The organism is Bradyrhizobium sp. WSM4874, from assembly GCF_055811835.1.
In genome coordinates, this window is record NZ_JBVVPR010000030.1 from 59,326 (window position 1) to 79,048 (window position 19,723).

General features: G+C 65.0%; 22 protein-coding genes. 15 read left to right on the top strand and 7 right to left on the bottom strand.

What is annotated here, in order from left to right:
- The first annotated feature begins 105 nt into the window (after positions 1–105).
- From AC0L3P_RS26685 to AC0L3P_RS26700, 4 genes are all read left to right on the top strand, one after another.
- Positions 106–855, top strand: coding sequence for an electron transfer flavoprotein subunit beta/FixA family protein (locus AC0L3P_RS26685; RefSeq protein ID WP_007597346.1), 750 nt, complete (start codon positions 106–108; stop codon positions 853–855).
- Positions 855–1,799, top strand: a complete 945-nt coding sequence (locus tag AC0L3P_RS26690; RefSeq protein ID WP_473306445.1) for an electron transfer flavoprotein subunit alpha/FixB family protein — start codon at positions 855–857, stop codon at positions 1,797–1,799. The genes AC0L3P_RS26685 and AC0L3P_RS26690 overlap by 1 nt, the downstream gene beginning before the upstream one ends.
- Before the next feature lie 192 nt (positions 1,800–1,991).
- Positions 1,992–2,873 (top strand): 3-hydroxybutyryl-CoA dehydrogenase, encoded by an 882-nt coding sequence (locus tag AC0L3P_RS26695; protein WP_456767537.1) that lies wholly within the window; start codon positions 1,992–1,994, stop codon positions 2,871–2,873.
- A gap of 148 nt (positions 2,874–3,021) precedes the next feature.
- Positions 3,022–3,216: a hypothetical protein gene (locus tag AC0L3P_RS26700; protein ID WP_354207865.1), complete on the top strand. Its 195-nt coding sequence runs from the start codon at positions 3,022–3,024 to the stop codon at positions 3,214–3,216.
- Between the two features lie 11 nt (positions 3,217–3,227).
- Here the strand turns inward: AC0L3P_RS26700 and tlpA are convergent, their stop codons facing one another.
- Positions 3,228–3,917 (bottom strand): thiol:disulfide interchange protein TlpA, encoded by a 690-nt coding sequence (gene tlpA / locus AC0L3P_RS26705; RefSeq protein ID WP_354062001.1) that lies wholly within the window; start codon positions 3,915–3,917, stop codon positions 3,228–3,230.
- Positions 3,918–4,023: 106 nt separating this feature from the next.
- On the opposite strand from tlpA, the gene argH reads away from it, so the two are divergent.
- The 3 genes from argH (at position 4,024) to lysA (ending at position 7,095) form a co-directional block, all read left to right on the top strand.
- Positions 4,024–5,421 (top strand): argininosuccinate lyase, encoded by a 1,398-nt coding sequence (gene argH, locus AC0L3P_RS26710; protein WP_473306448.1) that lies wholly within the window; start codon positions 4,024–4,026, stop codon positions 5,419–5,421.
- 94 nt (positions 5,422–5,515) lie between these two features.
- Positions 5,516–5,806: an LPS translocon maturation chaperone LptM gene (gene lptM, locus AC0L3P_RS26715; protein WP_027514156.1), complete on the top strand. Its 291-nt coding sequence runs from the start codon at positions 5,516–5,518 to the stop codon at positions 5,804–5,806.
- A gap of 23 nt (positions 5,807–5,829) precedes the next feature.
- Positions 5,830–7,095, top strand: a complete 1,266-nt coding sequence (gene lysA / locus AC0L3P_RS26720; protein WP_473306452.1) for a diaminopimelate decarboxylase — start codon at positions 5,830–5,832, stop codon at positions 7,093–7,095.
- A gap of 57 nt (positions 7,096–7,152) precedes the next feature.
- Here lysA and AC0L3P_RS26725 read toward each other — a convergent pair whose 3' ends face one another.
- A complete protein-coding gene (locus AC0L3P_RS26725; protein ID WP_354255864.1) occupies positions 7,153–7,671 on the bottom strand; it encodes an SRPBCC family protein in 519 nt (172 codons plus the stop codon).
- 182 nt (positions 7,672–7,853) lie between these two features.
- Between AC0L3P_RS26725 and AC0L3P_RS26730 the strand changes: the two genes are divergently transcribed.
- Together AC0L3P_RS26730 and AC0L3P_RS26735 are read left to right on the top strand one after the other, a co-directional pair.
- The gene (locus AC0L3P_RS26730) at positions 7,854–8,552 is read left to right on the top strand and encodes a winged helix-turn-helix transcriptional regulator (protein WP_473306454.1); all 699 of its coding nucleotides are present in this window, start codon (positions 7,854–7,856) and stop codon (positions 8,550–8,552) included.
- 134 nt (positions 8,553–8,686) lie between these two features.
- Positions 8,687–9,013, top strand: coding sequence for a DUF1330 domain-containing protein (locus AC0L3P_RS26735; RefSeq protein ID WP_018453248.1), 327 nt, complete (start codon positions 8,687–8,689; stop codon positions 9,011–9,013).
- Positions 9,014–9,414: 401 nt separating this feature from the next.
- On the opposite strand, the gene AC0L3P_RS26740 is transcribed toward AC0L3P_RS26735, so the two are convergent.
- Positions 9,415–10,311: an NAD(P)-dependent oxidoreductase gene (locus AC0L3P_RS26740; protein ID WP_275170932.1), complete on the bottom strand. Its 897-nt coding sequence runs from the start codon at positions 10,309–10,311 to the stop codon at positions 9,415–9,417.
- Between the two features lie 223 nt (positions 10,312–10,534).
- Complete coding sequence (locus AC0L3P_RS26745) at positions 10,535–10,918, bottom strand: carboxymuconolactone decarboxylase family protein (RefSeq protein ID WP_007597318.1); 384 nt, start codon at positions 10,916–10,918, stop codon at positions 10,535–10,537.
- Between the two features lie 177 nt (positions 10,919–11,095).
- On the opposite strand from AC0L3P_RS26745, the gene AC0L3P_RS26750 reads away from it, so the two are divergent.
- Positions 11,096–13,042: a TIGR02302 family protein gene (locus tag AC0L3P_RS26750; RefSeq protein WP_473306457.1), complete on the top strand. Its 1,947-nt coding sequence runs from the start codon at positions 11,096–11,098 to the stop codon at positions 13,040–13,042.
- Positions 13,030–14,190 carry a DUF4175 family protein gene (locus AC0L3P_RS26755; protein ID WP_473306460.1) on the top strand — a complete coding sequence of 387 codons (1,161 nt, stop codon included), beginning with the start codon at positions 13,030–13,032 and terminating at the stop codon, positions 14,188–14,190. Before AC0L3P_RS26750 ends, AC0L3P_RS26755 begins: the two co-directional genes overlap by 13 nt.
- A gap of 135 nt (positions 14,191–14,325) precedes the next feature.
- Here AC0L3P_RS26755 and AC0L3P_RS26760 read toward each other — a convergent pair whose 3' ends face one another.
- Together AC0L3P_RS26760 and AC0L3P_RS26765 are read right to left on the bottom strand one after the other, a co-directional pair.
- A complete protein-coding gene (locus AC0L3P_RS26760; protein ID WP_275170935.1) occupies positions 14,326–14,700 on the bottom strand; it encodes a response regulator in 375 nt (124 codons plus the stop codon).
- Between the two features lie 59 nt (positions 14,701–14,759).
- Positions 14,760–15,641 (bottom strand): MJ0042-type zinc finger domain-containing protein, encoded by an 882-nt coding sequence (locus AC0L3P_RS26765; protein ID WP_473306494.1) that lies wholly within the window; start codon positions 15,639–15,641, stop codon positions 14,760–14,762.
- A 191-nt stretch (positions 15,642–15,832) separates the two neighbouring features.
- On the opposite strand from AC0L3P_RS26765, the gene ftsE reads away from it, so the two are divergent.
- The 4 genes from ftsE to AC0L3P_RS26785 all read left to right on the top strand — a co-directional run bounded on the left by ftsE (position 15,833) and on the right by AC0L3P_RS26785 (position 19,027).
- Positions 15,833–16,492 carry a cell division ATP-binding protein FtsE gene (gene ftsE, locus AC0L3P_RS26770; RefSeq protein WP_354061160.1) on the top strand — a complete coding sequence of 220 codons (660 nt, stop codon included), beginning with the start codon at positions 15,833–15,835 and terminating at the stop codon, positions 16,490–16,492.
- Complete coding sequence (locus tag AC0L3P_RS26775) at positions 16,485–17,453, top strand: cell division protein FtsX (RefSeq protein WP_354061162.1); 969 nt, start codon at positions 16,485–16,487, stop codon at positions 17,451–17,453. The genes ftsE and AC0L3P_RS26775 overlap by 8 nt, the downstream gene beginning before the upstream one ends.
- A gap of 73 nt (positions 17,454–17,526) precedes the next feature.
- A complete protein-coding gene (locus tag AC0L3P_RS26780) occupies positions 17,527–18,231 on the top strand; it encodes a YdcF family protein (protein WP_473306463.1) in 705 nt (234 codons plus the stop codon).
- Positions 18,232–18,253: 22 nt separating this feature from the next.
- Positions 18,254–19,027: a lysophospholipid acyltransferase family protein gene (locus AC0L3P_RS26785; RefSeq protein WP_275170939.1), complete on the top strand. Its 774-nt coding sequence runs from the start codon at positions 18,254–18,256 to the stop codon at positions 19,025–19,027.
- On the opposite strand, the gene AC0L3P_RS26790 is transcribed toward AC0L3P_RS26785, so the two are convergent.
- Positions 19,024–19,635 (bottom strand): gamma-glutamylcyclotransferase, encoded by a 612-nt coding sequence (locus AC0L3P_RS26790; protein ID WP_473306466.1) that lies wholly within the window; start codon positions 19,633–19,635, stop codon positions 19,024–19,026. The genes AC0L3P_RS26785 and AC0L3P_RS26790 overlap by 4 nt on opposite strands.
- Positions 19,636–19,723: the final 88 nt, after the last annotated feature.

Below are 19,723 nucleotides of genomic sequence, written 5' to 3' on the forward strand. Positions count from 1 at the left end.
TGGGCGCCAAAATTAGACCCCTTCGCGCGTTGACCGGGCCGGATCAGGCCTTTAGGTTCCGCGCCAGTTGATAACCCCCCTCCCAGATTGAGTGAAAGAGGATCGATGAAGGTCTTGGTGCCGGTAAAGCGGGTGGTCGATTACAACGTCAAGGTCCGCGTCAAGAGCGATGGATCGGGCGTTGAACTCGCCAACGTCAAAATGTCGATGAACCCGTTCGACGAAATCGCGGTCGAAGAAGCGCTGCGCCTGAAGGAAGCCGGCAAGGCGACCGAAGTCGTGGTGGTCTCCATCGGACCGGCGCAGGCGTCGGAAACGATCCGCACCGGTCTCGCCATGGGCGCCGATCGCGGCATCCTGGTGAAGGCCGAGGGCGCGGTCGAGCCGCTCGCGGTCGCCAAGATACTGAAGAAGATTGCGGACGAAGAGCAGCCGGGCCTGATCATTCTCGGCAAGCAGGCGATCGACGACGACAGCAATCAGACCGGCCAGATGCTGGCCGCGCTGCTCGGCTGGTCGCAGGCGACCTTCGCCTCGAAGCTCGAGGTCGAAGGCAGCGACTTCAAGGTCACCCGCGAAGTCGACGGCGGCTTGCAGACCGTGAAGCTGAAGGGACCGGCGATCGTCACCACCGATCTCCGCCTCAACGAGCCGCGCTACGCCTCGCTGCCCAACATCATGAAGGCCAAAAAGAAGCCGATCGCGGACAAGACCGCCGCCGATTACGGGGTCGATCTCACTGCGCGCCTCGAGGTTCTCAACACGACCGAGCCGGCGGGCCGTAAGGCGGGCGTCAAGGTCAAGGACGTCGCCGAGCTGGTGTCGAAACTCAAGAACGAAGCCGGGGTGCTCTGATGACGACGCTTCTGATTGCCGAACACGACAATGCGTCGCTCAAGGATGCGACCAACAAGGCCCTGACCGCGGCGGCCGCGCGCGGCGCGGACGTCGAGGTGCTGGTGGCGGGCGAGAACGCCAAGGCCGCGGCGGACGCCGCCGCAAAGCTTGCCGGTGTGACGAAGGTGCTGCTCGCCGACGGCGCGCTTTACGCGCACGACCTGGCCGAGCCGCTGGCCGCGCTGATCGTCTCTCTGGCGCCGTCCTATGACGCCATCGTCGCGCCCGCGACCTCGCGCTTCAAGAACGTGATGCCGCGCGTCGCAGCCCTGCTCGACGTCATGCAGGTCTCGGAGATCACCAAGGTGATCGCCCCCGACACCTATGAGCGCCCGATCTACGCCGGCAACGCCATCCAGACGGTGAAGTCGAAGGACGCCAAGAAGGTCATCACGGTGCGCACCTCCACCTTTGCCGCAGCAGGTGAAGGCGGCAGCGCGTCGGTCGAGAGCGTCGCGGCGGCGGCCGATCCGGGCTTGTCGTCCTTTGTCGGCGAGGAAGTCGCGAAGAGCGATCGTCCCGAGCTGACCTCGGCCAAGATCATCGTCTCCGGTGGCCGCGCCATGCAGAGCCGCGAGAACTTCGCAAAGTATATCGAGCCGCTCGCCGACAAGCTCGGCGCCGGCGTCGGCGCTTCGCGCGCGGCGGTGGATGCGGGCTATGCGCCGAACGACTGGCAGGTCGGCCAGACCGGCAAGGTCGTAGCCCCCGAGCTCTATGTCGCGGTCGGCATTTCCGGCGCGATCCAGCATCTGGCCGGCATGAAGGACTCCAAGGTGATCGTCGCGATCAACAAGGACGAGGACGCGCCGATCTTCCAGGTTGCCGATTACGGCCTGGTCGCCGACCTCTACCAGGCGGTTCCGGAGCTGACCGCCGAACTCGGCAAGCTCGGCAAGTAAAACGCGCTAAAACACCGGCCGGAGCTATAAACTCCGGCCGGTGTTGCGTTTTGAGGCGTTTTCTTTGGCGTGGGACACGCCTTCGAAGCGATCCAATCTAGGTTTCGAGGCCGGGTTCTGATTAAATCGGATCTCCCGGCTCGGGGGATAGGCAGGCGCGGTTGATAGCGCGCCGTTCCGGTGGATGACATTATGGCGGCAGTAATCAAGAAGGTCGGCGTGATCGGCGCGGGGCAGATGGGCAATGGCATCGCGCATGTCGCTGCGCTGGCCGGCTTCGACGTGGTGCTCAACGACATTTCGACCGACCGCCTCAAGTCAGGCATGGCCACGATCAACGGCAATTTGGCGCGCCAGGTCTCCAAGAAGGCCGTTAGCGAGGACGACAAAGCCAAGGCGATGGCGCGTATCGTGGCTGGCGAGAAGCTGGACGACCTCGCGGACTGCGATCTCGTGATCGAGACCGCGGTCGAGAAGGAAGAGGTCAAGCGCAAGATTTTCCACGATCTTTGCGCCGTGTTGAAGCCGGAGGCGATCGTCGCCTCCGATACCTCCTCGATCTCGATCACGCGGCTCGCCGCCGCCACCGACCGGCCCGAACGCTTCATCGGCATTCACTTCATGAATCCGGTGCCGCTGATGGAGCTGGTGGAGCTGATCCGCGGCATCGCCACCGACGACCAGACCTTCGAGGCGTCAAAGGAATTTGTCGGCAAGCTCGGCAAGCAGGTCGCGGTCTCCGAAGATTTCCCGGCCTTCATCGTCAACCGCATCCTGCTGCCGATGATCAACGAGGCGATTTACACGCTGTATGAAGGCGTGGGCAACGTCGAGGCAATCGACGCGGCGATGAAGCTCGGGGCGCACCATCCGATGGGCCCGCTGGAGCTCGCCGATTTCATCGGCCTCGATACCTGCCTGTCGATCATGCAGGTGCTGCATGAGGGCCTCGCCGACTCCAAGTACCGCCCGTGCCCGCTGCTGGTGAAATACGTCGAGGCGGGCTGGCTCGGTCGCAAGACCCAGCGCGGTTTTTACGACTACCGGGGCGCCAAGCCGGTTCCGACGAGGTAGCGGTCTCGTGGTCCGGACGCAGTAGTGTGTCACTTCGTGCCGCGCCGGGTCCGGGACACGGACAAAGCCTACCTTACGGCGCTTCGCGACAATTCATGTCCCGTTAACCGCTCGCCTCTAGGTTACGGCCGGTACGAGGGTTTGCGTAATGGACATGATGGCGATGGTCAGCAGCATGCTGGCCTCTCAGCAAGGCGCGCTGCAGTCGAATATCTCGGCGACGCTGATGAAGCAGAACGCGGATGCGGAGAAATCCACCGTCCTGACGCTGCTCGGCGCCGGACAGCCCTCGCTTGCCAATGTCAGCGCCGGCGTCGGCGGCAACCTCAACGTCACCGCCTAAAACATCATCGCTTAGAATGACGCGGCGGCTTTGCCCGTCGCAGCCCGGATCAGCTTGAGCGCGTCCTCGCTCGCCCATTCCGCCGGCCCCGCGATCGTTGCGATCTCGCAGCCTTGGGGATCGACCAGCACCGAGGTGGGCATGCCCAAAGCCCGGCCTATCGCCTTAAGATCCTGAAAAACCTTGGCTTTCTGATCATTGAAGTAGCCGAGCCTGATAAGATTGGCCTCTTTCAGAAACGTCTTGGGCTTTTCGGGGTCGCGGGTGTCGATATTGATCGCCACCACCTCGAAATTCGGGCCCGAAAGCTTGCCCTGGAGCTCGTCCAGCGCCGGCATTTCCTTCCGGCACGGCACGCACCAGGTGGCCCAGAGGTTCACCAGCAGCGTCTTGCCGCGAAAATCCGACAGCTTCTTCGGCTTGCCGTCGGCGTCCTCGAAGGCCAGGTCCGGCAGCTTTAGCGGTGCGCTCGCCATGGTCAGCGCCGCCACCTCGCCATGGGCGAGCGGGGCGATCTTCCGTGCGGTGTTCACCGCCGCCCGGCAGGCGGGATCGCCGGATGGGGCCCGGCCCAGGCCCAGCCCGTACAGCGCGGCAAAGCCGGCCAGGCCCCCGACCACCACGGTGAGGATGACGACGGGGATACGGCGCGTGGCCGACCGTGCTGTCCGTTGGTCGAGCCTATCGTTGGGGTCGAGCATATCGTTTGTCATCCGGTCGCAGATATGGCTATCAGAGGCCTCTTAATACGGCTGGCAGCCGTCAGCAAACGTGCGGCGGCGACAAGCAGGGCGTGAGCAGGGGATCATGAGCAACAAGATGTGGGGCGGCCGGTTCTCGGAACGTCCCGACGAGATCATGGAAGAGATCAACGTCTCCATCGACGTCGATCGTCACCTCTTTGCCCAGGACATTGCCGCGTCCAAGGCCCACGCCGCGATGCTGGCCACGCAGGGCATCATCACGGCCTCTGATGCGAAAAATATCGGCAAGGGTCTAGACACGATTTTGTCAGAAATCGGCAAGGGCGGCTTCGAATTCAAGCGCGCGCTCGAGGACATTCACATGAATGTGGAGAGCCGGCTGTCCGAACTGATCGGCCCCGCCGCCGGCCGCCTGCACACCGCGCGCTCGCGCAACGACCAGGTCGCGACCGATTTCCGTCTGTATGTCCGCGATGTCCTCGATGAGACCGACGCCGCGCTCGCCGCGTTCCAGCAGGCGCTGGTGGAGCGCGCGCTGGAGCATGCCGGAACGGTCATGCCCGGCTTCACGCACCTGCAGACCGCGCAGCCGGTGACCTTCGGCCACCATCTGCTCGCCTATGTCGAGATGGCCGCGCGCGATCGCGGCCGTTTCCAGGACGCGCGCAAGCGGCTGAACGAATCCCCGCTCGGAGCTGCCGCGCTCGCCGGTACCTCGTTCCCGATCGACCGTCACGCCACGGCGAAGGCGCTCGGTTTTGATCGTCCGATGGCCAACTCGCTCGATGCGGTTTCCGATCGCGACTTCGTGCTGGAGACGCTGTCGGCGGCCTCGATCTGCGCCGTGCACATGTCGCGCTTCGCCGAGGAGATCGTGATCTGGACCTCGCCGCTGGTCGGCATGATCCGCCTCAGCGACAAGTTCACCACGGGATCTTCGATCATGCCGCAGAAGCGCAATCCTGACGCCGCCGAGCTGGTGCGCGCCAAGACCGGCCGCGTCATCGGCGCGCTCAATGGGCTGCTGATCGTGATGAAGGGCCTGCCGCTCGCCTATCAAAAGGACATGCAGGAAGACAAGCAGGGCGCCATGGAGGGCTTCGCCGCGCTCTCGCTCGCGATCCGCGCCATGACCGGCATGGTCCGCGATCTCGTGCCTGATGAAGCGAAGATGAAGCTCGCTGCAGGCGAGGGCTACGCCACGGCGACCGATCTTGCCGACTGGCTGGTGCGGACGCTGAAGATGCCGTTCCGCGACGCCCATCACGTCACCGGCCGCATCGTCGCGAAAGCCGCCGAGGGCGGCGTGGCGCTGCACGAGCTCCCGCTCAAGGAGATGCAGGCGATCGAGCCGAAGGTCACGAAAGACGTGTTCGGCGTGCTCTCGGTCGAATCGTCGGTGAAGAGCCGGACCAGCTTCGGCGGCACCGCGCCGAAGAACGTGGCGTCGCAGGCCAAGGCCTGGTTGAAGCGGTTGGAAAAAGAGCGAAAATTGGGCTGAGGGGCAAAATTTCGCTTATGTTTCATGGCCATCCGGGTCTCGCCAGAGCGCGCCAATCTCTGTATGGTGCGCCGCGCGTAGTGGGGATTTCGTCGTGACGTCAAAGTTTCGCCCGGCCGGCTCGGGGTGGGCCATCATTGTCTTGAGCCTGACGGCGCTCGCGCTTGCCGGCTGTGGCCGCAAAGGCCCACTGGATCTGCCGCCGACCGCCTCCAGCGCGTCCACGGCCAACGTCGCGCCGCCGACCGACACCGAGACCGAAGCCCAGAGGACGCCGAGCGTGTTCAATCCCACCTATGGCGCCGACGCCGCACCGGCGGCGACCAAGGGCAGGAAGAAACCGTTTATCCTCGACCCGCTCCTGGACGAAAGACCCAGCCGATAGGCTGGGGCAACTGAGCCAACGCCATGAACCATTTTGACTATCGCAACGGCGTGCTGCACGCCGAGGCGGTGAACCTGTCCGAGCTGGCCGCAGCCGTCGGCACGCCGTTCTATTGCTATTCGACCGCAACGCTCGAGCGGCACTATCGCGTTTTCGCTGACGCTTTCGCCGGCGAGAAGGTGCTGGTCTGCTACGCCATGAAGGCGAACTCCAATCAGTCGGTGCTGCGCACGCTGGCCAAGCTTGGGGCCGGCGCGGACGTGGTCTCCGGCGGCGAATTGAAGCGCGCGCTGGCCGCCGGCATCCCGGCAAGCAAGATCCTGTTCTCCGGCGTCGGCAAGACGGAAGACGAGCTGCGCGCCGCGCTGGCCGCCGACATCCTCTGCCTCAACGTCGAATCCGAGCCCGAGCTCGAGCTGCTGTCGCGCCTTGCGACAGAGACGGGCAAGACCGCGCGGATCTCGATCCGTGTCAATCCAGACGTCGATGCCGGCACGCACGCAAAGATCTCGACTGGCAAATCCGAAAACAAGTTCGGCATTCCGATCGCGCATGCCCGTGAGGTCTATGCCCGCGCCGCAAAGCTGCCGGGCATCGAGGTCACAGGTAGCGACGTACATATCGGCAGCCAGATCACCGACCTCTCCAAGATGGAGATCGCGTTCCGCATCCTCTCAGAATTCGTGCAGACGCTGCGTGCCGACGGCCACAACATCTCGCATGTCGATTTCGGCGGCGGTCTCGGCATTCCCTATTACATGGACCGCGAGGCGCCGCCGGCGCCCGACGCCTATGCCGCGATGGTCAAGCGCGTCAGCCATAATCTCGGCTGCACGCTGATGTTCGAGCCGGGCCGCATGATCGTCGGCAATGCCGGCATCCTGGTCGCCAAGGTGATCTACGTGAAGCACGGCGACGGCAAGAATTTCGTCATCATCGATGCCGCCATGAACGATCTGATCCGCCCGACGCTGTACGAGGCCCATCACGACATCCTGCCGGTGACGCAGCCTGCGAAGGGCTGCGCGACCATCATGGCCGACGTCGTCGGCCCGGTCTGCGAGACCGGCGACTACCTCGCACTGGATCGCACGCTGCCGACGCCAAAGCCCGGCGACCTCATCGCCATCATGACCGCCGGCGCCTACGGCGCAGTGCAGGCCGGCACCTACAATACGAGACCTCTGGTGCCCGAAGTGCTGGTGAAGGGCGACCAGTACGCGGTCGTGCGTCCGCGCATCGAGGTCGAGCAACTGATCGCGATGGATACGCCGGCGCCCTGGTTGTAATTGTGTAATCGTCCACGATGAGCGCAGCTACCGCTGCGCCCATCGCTGCATTGATTCCTATTTCTTGAACCGGTCCCTGATCGCGGCGAGGCCGGAATCATAGACGCCGCCGAGGGCATCGATCGCGTCCTTCTCCCGCCCCGGGTCGGGCGTGTAGATGCCGGTCCATGTCACCACCGACGCGCCTTCACCCTTTGCCGTGACCTTGATGGTCGACTTGTACTGGCTCACCGGCAGTGGGCTCGACAGGAACGCGTAGGAATAGCTGTAGTCTTTGTCGCTCCGTGCAGTCTGCGTCTCCACGAACGAGGCCTTGCCGTCCCTGGTGACGAGCGTCCGGGTTGGCGGCGACTTGCCGTCCGTAATGCACTGCCCCACCGGCGGCAGCCAATCCTTGATCGCGCAGAACGGCCCGATGACGGACCACACCTCGGCCGCGGCACTGCTGACCTCGATGCTCCTTGTCAGATTGGCTGCGGACGCCGGCATGACGCCGACGCCCAGGCCGAGGGTGCAAATCGCGGCGCTGCGAACCGAAACGAGCAATCTGGAAGCCGCTGAATCGTATTTCTTCATGGTAATCTCCTGTGTCCGGCGGGCCGCGATTGCGGCGGCCGGCTTGCCAATGCCGGTCGAATAGACGCTCACCTCGGTCCGCGGCCAGTTCAGAGAATGAATCGCTGCTGATACAGAAACTGAACTAGGAAGCCGCGCGCATCGGCCCTAAGGTTCCGCCTTCGCTTGTCACGGAGGCCCGCATGACCATCGGCAGCTACAGGCAGTTCTGTCCGGTCGCGATGGCGGCCGAGGTACTATGCACGCGCTGGACCGTCGTGCTGCTACGTGAACTCGTCGCCGGCTCGACCCGGTTCAACGAGTTGCGCCGTGGCGTTCCCCGCATGTCGCCTGCGCTGCTTTCCCAGCGATTGAAGGAACTCGAAGCTGCAGGCATCGTCATCCGCCAGCCGTCGGCTTCCGAGCGCGGCGTGATCGAGTATCAGCTGACCGCCGCCGGACGCGAACTCGGCCCCATCGTCGAGGCGTTCGGCATCTGGGGCCAGCGCCGCATCGAGTCGGATCTGTCGCTTCAGCATCTCGATGTCCAGCTGTTGATGTGGGACATGCGGCGGAATTTGAACACGACGCCGATGCCGACCCGCCGCAGCGTGCTGCAGTTCGCGTATCCGGAATTACCTTCGACGCAGCGATTGTGGTGGCTGATCGTCGATCCTGACGACTGTGTCGACCTCTGCTCGATTGATCCCGGTTTCGACGTTGACCTTTACGTGTCGGTTGATCTGCGCACCATGACGGCGATCTGGATGGGACTCGATACCGTGCGCGCGGCCGTCGCAAGCCGGCGCATGCTGCTCACCGGCGACCGGCAGCTTGCCGCGGCCATGCAAAGCTGGCTGGGCCTCAGCCCGTTCGCCAAGGAACGCAAGCTGGCGAGCTGATCCAGGGCGGCGCATTCAGTATTTGTATCGCCCCGCTACAGTTCCCGTACTGGCGAGCCCGCGCCGTGTTCTGGCACCCAAGTGATGCCCGCGTTGTATCAACGCGGAGCTGAACTCGAGCCAGGAGACACGACATGACAGCGTATCTGATCGCGGACATCAAAGTGACTGACGGAAAGTGGGTGCCGGACTACGCAGCGTCCGTCCACGAGCTGGTGCATAAGCACGGCGGCAAGTACCTCTCGCGCAGCGGCAATGTGAAGACGCTGGAAGGTGCGCCTTTAGATACGTCGCTGATCGCGATCATGTCGTTTCCCACGGCGAAAGCGGCGGAGTCCTTCGTCACTGATCCCGCCTACGGCCGCTTCGCGGCAGCGCGCAGGGGCGGCAGCGAAAGCCGCTTCCAGTTGATCGACGATACGGACTTGGCCGGCACGATCCCCTATCTCGCCAAGGCTTGAACTGCGTCTTCGTCAAAAACTCGGCCGCAGGCGCAGTCGTGCCCGGCCAACACAGGAGATTGGAATGAATGATTCACTCGCCGGCGCCGGCCTGCCTCGTATGTTTTTCGCAGCTTGCAGCGTGGCCTTCCTGATCGGATTGTCCGGCGCCGCGTCGGCCCGGGTCACGCGGTGCGACATTACGTGGGTCAGCTGCAACAACACCTCTGCGAAATGCTCGAGCGAGAGACGGTGCATGCGCAGGTGCGACGAGAAATATATCAAATGCAGTGGGGGCTCGGCCTCCCTGCAACTCGAGCAGCCGATCGACCTTCTGGAATTTGGCAGACGCCGCTCGTAACAGATCGATCCAAGGAGGACAGCGCAGCGCCCGTCGTCGGCGCTGCGTTCTCGTGTTGGTGCTAGCTGGGCGGCCTGCCGCCAACCACAACACCCGCCTTCTTCTCGATCGGCTTGATCGCCGCGGTGAAATCGGATTCGGCGCCTTCCGCGCTGATGACCGTCTCCCACAACCGGCCGACCGCATCCGCGACCTCCATCGACAGGCCGAGCTGCTTCATCTCCTCCAGCGCCAGCCGCACGTCCTTCACCATCAGTCCCGTGGCGAAGCCGAAGTCGAAGCTGCGCGGCAGCACCGAGCGCGGAAACTTGTCGCGGCTCGCGGTGTTCATGCCGGAGCCGGCATTGATGACGTCGATCATCACGACGGGATCGAGCCCCGCCTTGACGCCCATCACCACCGCTTCCGAGGTCGCAACGATGGCCGTGGCCGACAAGAAATTGTTGGCGAGCTTCATAGTCTGCGCCGCGCCGGGCTTCTCGCCGATGAAGAACACTTTTCCGATGATGTCGAGCGCGGGCTTGAGCAGCTCGAACTCGGTCTTCGGCCCCGAGACCATCACCGCCAGCGTGCCCTTCTCCGCGCCGCCGACGCCGCCGGAGACTGGGCAGTCGACCTGCACGATGTCATGCTTGGCGAGCAGGCCGTGAATCTTCACCGCCATCGCCGAACCGACGGTGGAGAGATCGATGAAGCGTTTTACGCGGCTCCCCTCGATCACACCGTTCGGCCCCGTCGCAACCGCGAGCGAAGCCTGCAGCGAGGGCAGGCTCGCCATGACCGTCTCGACCTGGTCGGCGACGTCCTTCGGCGAAGTCGCCGCACTGGCGCCGCGCGCCACCAGCTTGTCGACGACCTCCTGGCGCGTGTCGAACACGACGAGCCGGTTGCCGGCCTCGATCAGCCGCCGCGCCATCGGGAAACCCATGTTTCCGAGGCCGATGAATCCGATGTCCATGGTGCTTCCTTGTGTTGAATATTCGTTGTTGTTGATCGGCGCGCATCCATCCTCGGTGTCGTCCTGGCGAAAGCCAGGACCCATTACCCCAGGGAGAGGTTGTGGCGCGAAGTGGCAACTCCGAGTGCCCGTAACCACACCTGCCGGTGGCTATGGGTCCTGGCTTTCGCCAGGATGACGTGGAAGAGGAACGTCGCGTTCCCGTCCCTCACGGCGGCACCGCTCACGCCTTGCCGTCGATCTCCGCGAACACCTCGCGCGCGATCCGAAAGCTGTCGACGGCGGCCGGCATGCCGCCATAGATTGCGACCTGCATCAGGATCTCGCGGATCTCGTCGCGGCTGACGCCGTTGGTGAGTGCGCCCTTCAGATGCGCGCGGAATTCGTGCTGACGATTGAGGATCGCGATCATCGCGATGTTGAGCATGCTGCGGGTTTTGCGCGGCAGCTCCTCGCGGCCCCACACGGTGCCCCAGCAATATTCGTTGAGCATCTCCTGGAACGGACGGTTGAAGTCGTCGACGGTCTTCAGGGCGTTGTTGACATAGGCCTCGCCCAGCACCGCTTTGCGGACTTCCAGGCCCTTGTCGTGCATCTTCTTGTCCATGGCGTTTCCTTTGCTTCTCTTACGTTTTTCTTGGATGGCGGCGCGGAAATTACGGGGTTGCGGCGTGCCAGTCACGTCCTCGTGTTATGCGGGAAAAGGGGTGTCTCCCGTACAGGAACGGATGCCTCAGTGCTGCCGTTGTGGTACGCTTCTCTACCGGGCAACCTGGAGAGTTGATTGAACGGCGTCACCCCCGACCCGTCAGACCCGATCCGCGATGGCGACGCTCTGTCGCGGCTGAAGCTGGCGCAAGCCCTGCAGCGGGCCACTTATGCCATCGCGTGGGAGCGTGCCTGGCCGAATTTGGCGCGACTTCTCACTGTCGTCGGCCTGTTCGTGGCGGTGTCCTGGGCCGGCCTCTGGCTGGCGCTGCCGTTCATTGCCCGCGCCGTCGGGCTCGTCGTTTTCGCCGGCATCGCGATTGTCGTCCTGTTCCCGTTGACTCGCTTGCGCTGGCCGAGCCGCGAGGAGGCGCTGGCCCGGCTCGACCGCGGCTCCGGCATCCGTCATCGGCCGGCCACCACGCTGACGGACACGCTGAGCTCGCAGGACCCGGTTGCGCAGGCCTTGTGGCGGGCGCAGCGCGAGCGCACGCTGGCTTCGATCAAGCGCATTCGCGCCGGTCTGCCGAAGCCCCGGCTCGCTCTGCATGATCCCTGGGCGCTGCGCGCGCTGGTCATGGTGATGCTGGTTGCGACCTTCTTCGCCGCCGGCGACGAGCGTGCGATGCGGCTCGGGGCCGCCTTCCACTGGAACGGCATGCTGGCGCCGACCAATGTTCGCGTCGACGCCTGGGTTACGCCGCCGCTCTACACCGGCAAGCCGCCGGTCATCCTGTCGGCCGCGAACAAGGAGGCAGCGGCGCTGCCGGCCAGCGGCCCGCTTGCCGTTCCCGCAGGCTCGACCCTGATCGTTCGCTCCTCCGGCGGCAGCCTTGATGTTGTCGTCTCCGGGGGTCTCAAGGAAGTCGCGCCTACCGAAGCCGCGCCCAAGGGCACCAACGAGAAGCATTTTGCCATCAGTAGCGACGGCACCGCGCATGTCCGCGCGCCCTCCGGCCAGCCGCAATGGGCGTTTGCGGCAACGGCGGACCGCGCGCCGACGATCGCGCTGGCCAAGGATCCCGAGCGGCAGGCCCGGGGCGGACTCCAGCTCACCTACAAGATCGAGGACGATTACGGCGTCACCGGCGCCGACGCGCAAATCGGCCTGCGTCCCGCCGATGCCAAAGATGGTGTCAAGGATGGCAGCAAGGAGGCCGACACCAAGGCCGCCGCGCGGCCGCTATTCCAACCTCCGCAATTCCCGCTCGTGCTGCCGAATGCGCGCACCCGCAACGGCGTCGGCCAGACGGTGAAGGACCTTAGCGAGGATCCCTATGCCGGCGCCGACGTCACGCTGACCCTCACCGCCAAGGACGAGGCCGGCAACGAGGCCAGGAGCGAGCCCTTCAACATGCGCCTGCCCGAGCGGCTGTTTACCAACTCGCTCTCTCGCGCGCTGGTCGAGCAGCGCCGCATCCTCGCGCTCGACGCCAACAAGAATTCGGATGTCTACGCCGCGCTCGATGCGCTGATGATTGCGCCCGAATTGTTCACTCCGGATGCGGGCTGCTATCTCGGCCTGCGCAGTCTGGCGCAGCAGCTGGAAACCGCCCGTACCGACGACGCGCTGCGCGAGGTGGTGGGAAGCATGTGGGCGTTCGCGGTCACCATCGAGGACGACGGTGTCGCCGGCAGCGTCAACGCCGCGCTGCGCTCGGCGCAGGATGCGCTCAAGCGGGCGCTGGAACGCGGCGCCAGCGAGGACGAGATCAAGGCGCTGACGCAAAAGCTGCGCGAAGCCATGGCCGGCAAGGTGCGCGATCTCGCCCGGCGCGCCGAACAAAATCCGCTTGGACCGCGGCAGCCTTTCCCGGCAGAGGTTCAGCTCATCCTCGACAAGTCCGTCGAGCTGAAACAAAAGACCCAGAACGCCACGCCCGAGCAGCTCGAAGAGCTGGCTAAGCAGCAGGACGCATTGCGCGAGCAGCTTCAGGCCTATCGCAAGTCGGCGAACAACCGGGCGAAGGCGGGCAACGACGGGGCCAACCAGTCGACGCGAGACCGTAAATGCGGAAGCTAGCACGCGTGCCACTCTTGAAGGCGATCTCGATCGCCTGCCTCGCCTTCCTGTTGGGAGGCGTCTCGCCCGTGGCTGCCCAGCAGGATCAGGATGTCGATGCCCTGCTCGATGGCGCTGAAAAGGCGATGCAGGATTCCGGCGACAGTCTCAGGCAGAAGGAATCCGGCAAGAGCCTGAACAATCAATCCGATGCGATTCAGAAGCTCGAGGACTACAAGCGTGCGACGGAAAAGAGCCAATCCTCCAATCGCGATCGTTCCGTCATCACGCAGCGCGACCTGGACGAATTGCTGAAGCAAATCGAGAAGGCGGCGCGCGAAGGCAATAAAGAAGCGGCCCAGCGCATGCTCGAGCAGCTCGCGCAGATCATGGAAAACCTCCAGATGGCGCAGCCCGGGCAATCCGGCGACAGCGACATGGAGCAGGCGCTCAACGAGCTCAGCGACATGATCCGCAAGCAGCAGCAATTGCGCGACAAGACTTTCAAGCAGGGGCAGGATTCCCGGCGTGAGCGCTCGCGCGGCAAGCAGCAGGGCGACCAGTCGATGTCGGACCTGCAGCAGGATCAGCAGTCGCTACGGGATCGCCTGAAGAAGCTGCAGGACGAGCTCGCCAAGCGCGGCCTCGCGCAGAAGGGGCAAAAGGGCCAGAAGAGCCAGGGCCAGAAGGGGCAAAAGGGTCAGCAGGGCGAGCAGGGACAGCCGGGCCAAGATGGCGATCAGGACGGCGACCAGGGCGATGACGACGGCAGTCTGGACGCCGCCGACGGGGCCATGGGCGATGCCGGCTCGCAGCTCGGCGAGGGCAATTCGGACGGTGCCGTGGACTCGCAAGGGAAAGCTCTCGAGGCCTTGCGCAAGGGCGCACAGAAGATGGCCGAGGCGATGCAGCAGGGCGATGGCGACGGGCAGGGCGATGGTCCCGGCAACCGTGCCGGCCGCCAGCAGAGCGGCGGCAATCAGACCGATCCGCTCGGCCGCCCCCTTCACGGCCGCGATCTGAGCGACGACTACACGGTCAAGATCCCCGGCGAGATCGACGCCCAGCGCGTCCGCCGCATCCTCGAGGAGCTGCGCCGTCGCCTAGGGGATAGCTCGCGCCCGCAGATCGAACTCGACTACATCGAGCGGCTGCTGAAGGATTTTTGAGTTCTCTGTCATCGCCCTGCTTGACCGGGCGATCCAGTACTCCGAGACGGTTGTGATTCAATCGAGAGGCCGCGGCGTACTGGATGCCCCGGTCAAGCCGGGGCATGACAGTGGAACACATGGCCGCTCCGCCGGCTATCCCTTCTTCGCCGCCAGCGCATCTGCCACCGCGGTGCGGATGTCGGCGACCGAAAACGGCTTGGTCACGACGTCATGCACCAGCGCATTGAGGTTTGAGGCGCGCTCGCGCTGGTCGGCAAAGCCGGTCATCAGCAGAATGGTCAAATCGGGGAAATCGCGTGCGACGGAAAGCGCCAGCGCGATGCCATCCATCACCGGCATCTGGATGTCGGTGAGCAGCAGGTCGAATGCGCCGTCCGCGCGAGTGAGGATCTCCAGCGCCTCGGCGCCGTCTTGCGCGGTGACGATCTCGTGGCCGTCCATGGCGATCGCCCGCGCCACCAGCTGGCGCATCGAATCCTCGTCGTCGGCGATCAGGATTTTGGACATGAGACCAACCTTGGGATCAATCTCGCCACCAGCTTTGCCTGCGAGACCTGCGAGATCGACTATACGCTGCCGCCGGCGATGTCGCGCCGGTTGAAGAAGCGAACGTCGATATTGCGGCCTTCCGGCGGCGGCGAGGCCAGGCGTGAGCGGAAGAAGGCGCGCTCGCCGGGCTGTAGCACGGTCTGTTCCAGAACGGCGTTCCAGGCGTAGATTTCCGCGCCTTGCGCGTCGCGCACCGCGAAGCGCAACCGGGGAATGTCGAGTGGCTTCTTGCCCTGGCCCACGATCACGCCCTCGATCACCAGCACCTGCTTACCGTCCACGGTCTCGCTGGAGAGCTTGACGTCCTTGAAGGCCAGTGCGCGCAGGTTCACTTCGAGGCCGACCATTCGGTAGAAGGCGGCCGTCTGGGGCAGCAGCCGCACCATGTCGCCGCGCCAGATCACCAGCGCCAGCACCAGCGAGCCCATGGCGGCGCAGGCGGTCGGCAGGCCGAACTGGGATTTTCGCGGGGCCGCCTTGGCGACCGGACGGCGCACCCGGGCGCCGCGGCGGCGGCCGAACAGGCCGCGGAACCAGGATTGGTGCTGTTCGCCGACGACTTCCTCCTCGGCGGACCGGGCGGCCGCGGACCATTCGTCCTCGGTGTCCCCGGCTTCCTGGTCCGGCCAGTCGCTGGCGATCGAGGGGCTGTCAACGACAGGCGCCTCAGTGGCGCCGTCGTCTTGGGCATATGAGTTCCACTGCTCGGCGAGATCGGACTGGTCGTCGGCCCGGCTGGCCGCAGCCATAGCCGGGACAGATGCCTCCTCGATGGCATCCTCGGCATGGGCGACCCAGGTTTCCTTGCAGCGGGAACAGCGCACGGTCCGGCCGTTCGCCCCAAGGCTCGCGGGCTTGATGGCATAGGATGTCGTACAATGAGGGCAGACGATATGCATGGACGAGCCTTGATGCATGGACAAGTCTTGACGGTGACACGGTCGCGGAGAACCGAGGGGGAAAGATGCTACCAATTATGCTACAGGACGACCGTTAACGAACCGGAAACCATAACGGCCGCAAAACCCGCTGATCGCGTGTGGCGGAGCACAGCCGTGCGGCCCGCGGCCTCTCTCGAACGGAGCTGAGCTTGGTTCGGTTCGAAAATGTCGGATTGCGTTACGGCCTGGGGCCCGAGGTCTTGCGCGACCTCAACTTCCAGATCCCGGCGCATTCCTTCCAGTTTCTCACCGGCCCGTCCGGCGCCGGCAAGACCTCGTTGCTGCGCCTGTTGTTCCTGTCGCATCGCCCGACGCGGGGCCTCGTCAATTTGTTCGGTCACGACATCTCGCAGCTCGGCAAGGACGAGATCGCAAACTTGCGCAAGCGCATCGGCATCGTGCTCCAGGATTTCCGTCTGCTCGACCACATGACCACCTATGAGAACGTCGCGCTGCCGTTCCGCGTCATGGGCCGCAGCGAATCGAGCTACCGCAAGGAGGTCATCGACCTCCTGAAATGGGTCGGGCTCGGCGAGCGCATGGACGCGCTGCCGCCGATCCTGTCCGGCGGCGAAAAGCAGCGCGCGGCGATCGCCCGCGCCGTGATCTCGCGGCCGCAGCTGCTGCTGGCCGACGAGCCGACCGGCAGCGTCGATCCGACGCTCGGTCGCCGCCTGCTGCGGCTGTTCATCGAGCTCAACAAGTCAGGCACGGCCGTCATCATCGCCACCCACGATATCGCCCTGATGGACCAGTACGAGGCGCGACGCTTCGTGCTGCACCAGGGACGGCTGCACGTCTATGAGTAGGCCCGACGAACGCGGCGTGCTGGTCGATCTCGGACAGGAGGGGCCGCCGCTTCCGGCCCGGGCGCGCAACATGTCGCCGATCGTGCCGCGCGCCTCGATCCACGGCCGCGCGCTGGTCGCCGTCGTTGCCATCATGACCTTCCTGGCTTCGATGACGACCGGCACGGTACTGCTGGTGAGCGCCTCCGCCGCCGAATGGCAGTCGGACGTCGCGAGCGAGATCACCATCCAGGTCCGCCCGCAGACGGGCCGCGATCTCGAACGCGACACCGCGGCGGTGACCGAGGCCATGCGCGCGCAAGCCGGCATCGTCGAGGTCAAGCCGTTCACCAAGGACGAGAGCGGCAAGCTGCTCGAGCCCTGGCTCGGCACCGGCCTGTCGATGGACGATCTGCCGGTGCCGCGCATGATCATCGCGCGCGTGCAGCCCGGCACGGCGCTCGATCTCGTCGCCTTGCGCGCCCGCGTGACCCAGGTGGCGCCAAGCGCCAGCGTCGACGATCACCGCGCCTGGATCGAGCGCATGCGCTCGATGACCAACGCCACCGTGCTCGCCGGCCTCGGCATCCTCGCGCTCGTCATCGTCGCCACCATCATCTCGGTGTCGTTCGCGACCCGCGGCGCCATGGCGGCGAACCGTCCGATCGTCGAGGTGCTGCATTTCGTCGGCGCCGGCGACCGCTACATTGCCAACCGCTTCCTGCGTCATTTCCTCAGGCTGGGGCTGGAGGGCGGCGTGATCGGCGGCGGCGCCGCCATGCTGGTATTCGGCTTCTCCGAGTCGATTGCAGGCTGGTTTTCCGGCACCCCCGTCGGCGACCAGTTCGCCGCGCTGCTCGGTACCTTCTCGCTGCGGCCGTCCGGCTACATCGTGCTTGCGGTGCAGGCCGTGCTGATCGGCGCCATCACCGCAGTCGCCTCGCGCCAGACGTTGTTCGCGACGCTGAATGATGTCGATTGAGGCCGACAGACCGGACTCCACTTCGCCTCAAAACGTCCTAAAATCGCCTCTGGGAAGGGATCACCGACATCGCATGACCGCGCCGACCGACGATCGATCGCCGAAACTGCCGCGCGGCTGGCTGCGCGCGGCCGTGATGTCGACGATTGCGCTCGCCTTCGTCGGCGCGGCGGCGGGCTTCATTGCGTTTCTGTCGCAATTGCGCGGTGCCGAGATCGCGCCGGACCGCAGGGCGGACGGCATCGTGGTGCTGACCGGCGGCTCATCGCGGGTGTCGGATGCGATGGAGCTGCTCGCTGCCGGCTACGGCAGGAGGCTCCTGATCTCCGGCGTGCACCCGACCTCGACGGCGAGCGACATCTCGCGGACGTTGCCGGAGAACCAGTCCTTCATGCGTTGCTGCGTCGATCTCGACCGCACCGCGGTCTCGACCCGCGGCAATGCCGCGGAAGCGCGGCGCTGGGCCGCGGGGCGCGGCTTCAAATCGCTGATCGTGGTGACCTCGAACTATCACATGCCGCGCGCGCTGGTGGAATTCTCGCATGCGATGCCGGAGACGACACTGATCCCGTTCGTGGTGGTCGGCGACAAATGGCGCGAGGAGCCGTGGTGGACCTCGGCGTCCACCTTGCGGCTGCTGCTGTCGGAATATGTCAAGTACATCGCGGCCGAGCTCAGGGTGCGGCTGGAGGATTTCGGGATTGACCTTTCGCCCGAGATGTCGGAGCAGCCTCCCGGGCTTCAACCGAAGCGGCCCGCCACCGCACAGGCCAATTGATCGGCAATTGATCGGATCATCGATGTTCTTGATTTTCCTGCGATCGCTCGTGTTCAACGTGCTGTTCTACACCGTGCTGGTGTGCCTCGCGATCGTGGCGCTGCCGACCTTCGCATTGCCGCCGCGCGCCATGCTCACGGTCGCGCAATGGTGGGCAAAGGCGACGCTGTTTCTGATGCGGGCGGTCTGCAACATCAAGGTGGAATTCCGCGGCCTCGAAAAGATTCCGACGGGGCCATTGGTCGTCGTGGCGAAGCACCAGTCGTTCTGGGAGACGTTCGTCCTGCCGGGTTTTTTCGACCGTCCGATTTTCATCCTCAAGCGTCAGCTCATGCAGATCCCGGTGTTCGGTCAGTTCCTGGTCAAGACCGGGATGATCGCGATCGACCGCAACGCCGGCGTCAAGGCGCTGCTGGACATGACGCGGCGGGCCCGTGAGGCGGTGCGCAGCGGCGGGCAGCTCGTGATCTTTCCCGAAGGCACGCGCCGTGCCCCGGGCGCGCCACCGGACTACAAGAGCGGCTTCGCGCAGATCTACTCGTCCTGCGGCGCGCAGTGCCTGCCGATCGCGCTCAATTCCGGCCTGTTCTGGCCGCGCCGCACCTTCATGCGCTATCCCGGCACGCTGGTGGTGGAATTCCTCGATCCGCTGCCGCCAGGCTTGCCCAAGGACGAGTTTCTCTCCCGTGTGCAAACGGCGATCGAAGACGCGACCGGCCGCCTCGTCGAAGCGGGCCGCAGGGAGCAGGAGCAGCTGATCGGCTCGGCGCCGAGCTATGCGCCGTCCGAGAGCTAGCGGTTTTCCCGATCGTCCACTGGGGCCGGCGCGTGCTGAGAATGCGCATCACCATGCAGCATCGTGGCGAGCTGATGCAGCGGCGCATCGCGAAAACCTTCGGCCTCGATCGCCTTCACCGTCGCGGTCACGTAGTCGCGGTTGGCGCCGGACTGGCCGTGGCCCTGGAGCACGTGGCGATGCTGGTCGGCGAGCGACAGCCGGCCCGCATATTGCACATGGCCGCGGTCGACGACATAGGCGAGCGCGGAGACGCGCTGCCGCGCGTCGTTCTCCAGCCACACCGAGCGCATGACTTCGCGATAGACCGACGTCACCTGCTCGCGCGCGCGCAAATAGGCGACGACGTCGGCGCGGTTCTTTTCGGCGACGCGGAAGGCGATGCCGCGGCAGGCGCCGCCGCGGTCGAGGCCGAGCACCAGACCCGGCTTCTCCGGCGTGCCACGATGCACGAAGGAATAGACACAGAGCGCGCGATGCTCGCCGACCAGCCGCGCCGGGACGCGCTCCTCGAATTCGAAGCCCGGCCGCCACATCAGCGAGCCGTAGCCGAACACCCAGAGGTCGCCCTTGGCAGTGGTGACGGAGGGGAGGGTGATTTCCGACATTTCGGGCACGGCTACCAGAACCGCGCCCCCAAACGAAGCGAATTCTCCGCCTTTCGGAGCAAGCCAAGCTCGCTTACATTTGACAAAA